We start from the raw sequence: 3,723 nt of genomic DNA, 5'->3' as shown, positions 1-3,723 counted from the left end.
GTGCTCGGGCTGGAGTCCTTCGCGCGGGTGGTGGCGGACAGCCCCCTGCCGGTGGTGGGCATTGGCGGGGTGGGCCTTGCGAACATCGCCCGGGTGGCGGCGACGGGCGCGCACGGCGCGGCGGTGGTATCCGATGCCCTGCTCGCCCGGGACATCTCCGAGCGGGTGCGGCTGCTCGCGGAGGCCTTCGACCAGGGCGCACGTGGGAGCGGGCTCGAAACAGGGTAGGACGTCCACCATGAATCTTCCGCCTCCGCGCCACCACGGGACGACCCCGCGCCGTCCCAACATCGGCCTCAGCCCGGACTGGGCCCAGCCGGCCGACTCCGCCTTCCCCCGCTACGAGCTGAAGGTGCCCTACGCGGAGGCGGTGTTCCGCGCGGGGGGCCTGCCCTTCGTGCTGCCGTACACGGACGACGCCTCGTGCGTGGACGCGTACCTGGAGCGCGTGTCGGGCCTGGTGGTGACGGGCGGCGCGTTCGACATCCCCCCGTCCGCGTACGGCGAGGAGGTGCGCGAGGGCATGGGGCCGCTGAAGGAGGGGCGCACGGCCTTCGAGGCGCAGCTCATCCGGGGCGCGCTCAAGCGCAACCTGCCGGTGCTGGGCGTGTGCGGCGGCATGCAGCTGCTCTGCGTGGTGCTGGGCGGCACGCTGTACCAGGACATCCTGCGCGAGGTGCCCGGCTCTCGCGACCACGAGCAGAAGCACGACCGCACCCAGCCGCAGCACCCGGTGGAGGTGAAGAACGGCACGCTCCTGTCGGAGGCGGTGGGCCACGGGCAGCTGATGGTGAACTCCACGCACCACCAGGCGGTGAACAAGCCGGGCACGGACGTGACGGTGAGCGCGGTGGCGCCGGACGGCGTGGTGGAGGCCATCGAGTCCACCGCGCACTCCTTCGCGCTGGGCATCCAGTGGCACCCGGAGCTGCTGCTGGGCACCATCCCCGTGCACCTGGGCGTCTACAAGTCGCTCGTGCAGAAGGCCCGCGAGCACCGTCGGTGAGACCGCGCGTCCTGCTGCTGGCGGGCCTGGAGCCCACGGGCAGGGCCGGGCTGCTCGCGGACGTCGCCGCGGTGCGGGCGCGCGGCGGCGACGCGGTGGCGGTGCCCACGGCCCAGACGGCGCAGGGGACGCATACCTTCGCCGTGGTGCCGGCGGCGCCCCGCATGTTGACGGCGCAGGTGACGGCCGCGCGCGAGTGGGGTCCCCTGCACGCGGTGAAGTGGGGCGTGGTGCCCGGCCCCTCCCAGCTCGCCACGGCGAGGTCCGCGCTCAAGGGCGTGGACGCGTGGTGGGTGGTGGACCCCGTGGTGCGCTCGTCGAAAGGCCAGCCCCTGTCGCGCCTGTCGCCCAGGCACTACCTGGCGCTGGCGGGCCCGCGCGTGGTGGTGACGCCCAACCTGGAGGAGGCGGGGTGGCTCTTGGGCCGGCCCGCGCCCGGGTCCGTGGAGGACGCGCAGGAGGCCGCGGAGGCGCTCTGCCAGCGGGGCTTCGGCGTGGTGCTGGTGAAGGGCGGCCACCTGCCGGAAGGGCAGGGCCTGGCGGACGTGCTGGCGTTCTCCGGCCGCACGCTGGTGATGCGGGGACGGAGGCTCAAGCGGCCCCCGGAGCGCCGGGGCACGGGCTGCCGGCTGGCGTCCGCGCTGGCGGCGGAGCTGGGCCGGGGCACGGGGCCGGAGGCCGCGGTGCGGGCGGCGCGCGAGCACGTCACGCGCTACCTGCGCACCGGCCGCGACTGACGGCAGGGGAGGGACTACTCGCCCCGGGCGCGGCTCTCGAAGCGGGTGAACTCCGACAGGAACACCATGTCCACGGAGCCAATGGGACCGTTGCGCTGCTTGGCGACGATGAGCTCCACGGGGATGACCGCGCCGCCGCCTCCTCCGCCGCCTCCTCCTCCGCCTCCGCCCGCGCCTCCTTCGGCGCCCTCGTCCTGATCCTCGCGGTGGATGAACATCACCACGTCGGCGTCCTGTTCGATGGAGCCGGACTCACGCAGGTCCGACAGCATGGGCTTGCCGCCCTTGCGCTCCTCCACCTTTCGGTTGAGCTGGCTGAGCGCGATGATGGGCACCGACAGCTCCTTGGCCAGCTGCTTGAGCGCGCGCGAGATTTCGGCGACTTCCAGCTGGCGGCTCTCCACCTTGCCCTTCTGGTGCATGAGCTGGAGGTAGTCGATGACGAGCAGCGACAGGCGCGGGTCCTTCTGCTTCACGCGCCGCGCCTTGGCGCGCAGGTCGAACGGGGACAGGCCGCCGGAGTCGTCGATGTAGATGGGCGCGTTGTAGAGCGCGCCCGCCATCTCCTGGAACTTCTCCTCGTCGTGCGGCGACAGCCGGCCGCCTCGCAGCTTCTTCATGTCCACGCGCGCGGTGGACGCGAGCAGACGCATGAGGAGCTGATCCGCGGGCATTTCCAGGCTGAAGATGCCGACCGCCTTGTTCTCCTTGAGCGCCGCGTGCACCGCGATGTTCATCGCGAGCGACGTCTTTCCGATGCCGGGACGCGCCGCGAGGATGATGAGCTCGCCGGCGTGCAGGCCGGTCAGCTGCATGTCCAGGTCGATGAAGCCCGTGGACAGGCCCGTCACGCCCGTGGACGCGGCCTTCATCTTGTCGAGCAGGTCGAGCGTCTGCTCCATCAGCTCGCTGACCGGACGCAGGTCGCCTTCGCGCTTCTTCTCCGCGAGGAGGAAGACCTTGCGCTCGGCCTCGTCGAGCAGGACCTCCAGCTCGCCCGTCTCCTGGCTGGCCAGGTCCTGGATTTCGCGGCCCACGTTGGCCAGGCGCCGGCGGATCGCCTGGTCCTTGACGATGTTGGCGTACTGCACGGCGTTGGCGGCCAGCGGGACGACCTGGTCCAACCCCATCAGGTAGGCGGGGCCGCCCACGGCCACGAGCTGCCCGAGGATCTTCAGTTCCTCGGAGAGCGTCAGGTGGTCCACCTGCTTGCTCTGCGCGTCCAGCCGCATCATCGCGGCGAAGATCTGCGCGTGCGAGGGACTGGAGAAGTCGTCCGCGTGGATGACCTCCGCCACGGGCGTGATGAGCCCGTTGTCCGCCAGCACGGCGCCGAGCACCGCGCGCTCCGCGGCGAGATCCTCGTGGACCCGCCGACCTTCCCTACCGTCCAGGACGTTCTGCATGGCTGCTTGGAACCTCTACAGGGAGCCTCTGACACGTTCCAGGGCCCGTCCAGTTATCAGGCAACAGACCTGTAGCATCCCGTCGGCGCCGGAAGTACCCCCGGCCCGGGTGTGCTCCTGGAACCCCCAAGACACGGACGCCCGGTGAACCGGAGCGCCCGGCGGCGCTCACTCCGCCGCGCCCCACTGCTGGAGGAAGGCCTCCCGGTAGGTCCGGCTGAGGATGACGGTGGTGCCGTCCTTGAGGACGAGGATGCCGTCGCCATGGGTCCACGGCTCCAGGCGGGCCACGGCGTCCAGGTTCACGACGTCACCGCGGTGCACGCGCACGAAGCGGGCGGGGTCCAGGCGCTCCTCCAGGGCCCGCAGCGTCTGGCGCACCAGGTGCTCGCCCTGGGCGGTGTGGAGGCGCACGTACTTGTCCTCCGACGACAGGCGCCACACGGTGTCCAGCCGCAGTGGCACCCAGCCCTCGCCCACCTTCACCACCAGTCGCTCCAGGGGGCGCTCAGGGCGGGCCCGGGCCACCGTCGTCAGCAGGGCGCCTAACGAGGCTGCGGCGGCCGCCCCATCC

The 3,723-nt window shown here is 72.0% G+C and carries 5 protein-coding genes; 3 read left to right on the top strand and 2 right to left on the bottom strand.

Annotation, left to right across the window (positions count from 1 at the left end; all coding sequences use genetic code 11):
* The 3 genes from D7V97_RS41120 to D7V97_RS41110 all read left to right on the top strand — a co-directional run.
* A partial coding sequence (locus D7V97_RS41120) for a thiamine phosphate synthase (RefSeq protein ID WP_147445205.1) occupies positions 1-228 on the top strand: 228 nt, incomplete at its 5' end.
* A gap of 10 nt (positions 229-238) precedes the next feature.
* On the top strand, positions 239-1,006 hold the full coding sequence (locus D7V97_RS41115; RefSeq protein WP_120616002.1) for a gamma-glutamyl-gamma-aminobutyrate hydrolase family protein: 768 nt from the start codon (positions 239-241) through the stop codon (positions 1,004-1,006).
* Positions 1,003-1,743, top strand: coding sequence for a bifunctional hydroxymethylpyrimidine kinase/phosphomethylpyrimidine kinase (locus D7V97_RS41110; RefSeq protein WP_120616001.1), 741 nt, complete (start codon positions 1,003-1,005; stop codon positions 1,741-1,743). The genes D7V97_RS41115 and D7V97_RS41110 overlap by 4 nt, the downstream gene beginning before the upstream one ends.
* Positions 1,744-1,757: 14 nt before the next feature.
* Here D7V97_RS41110 and dnaB read toward each other — a convergent pair whose 3' ends face one another.
* Together dnaB and D7V97_RS41100 are read right to left on the bottom strand one after the other, a co-directional pair.
* The gene (dnaB, locus tag D7V97_RS41105) at positions 1,758-3,149 is read right to left on the bottom strand and encodes a replicative DNA helicase (RefSeq protein ID WP_120616000.1); all 1,392 of its coding nucleotides are present in this window, start codon (positions 3,147-3,149) and stop codon (positions 1,758-1,760) included.
* A gap of 168 nt (positions 3,150-3,317) precedes the next feature.
* Positions 3,318-3,677, bottom strand: coding sequence for a LytTR family DNA-binding domain-containing protein (locus D7V97_RS41100; protein ID WP_233583560.1), 360 nt, complete (start codon positions 3,675-3,677; stop codon positions 3,318-3,320).
* Positions 3,678-3,723 lie beyond the last annotated feature (46 nt).

It is taken from the genome of Corallococcus sp. CA053C (assembly GCF_003611675.1).
Classification (GTDB): domain Bacteria; phylum Myxococcota; class Myxococcia; order Myxococcales; family Myxococcaceae; genus Corallococcus.
This window is presented reverse-complemented; position numbering and strand designations above follow the sequence as displayed.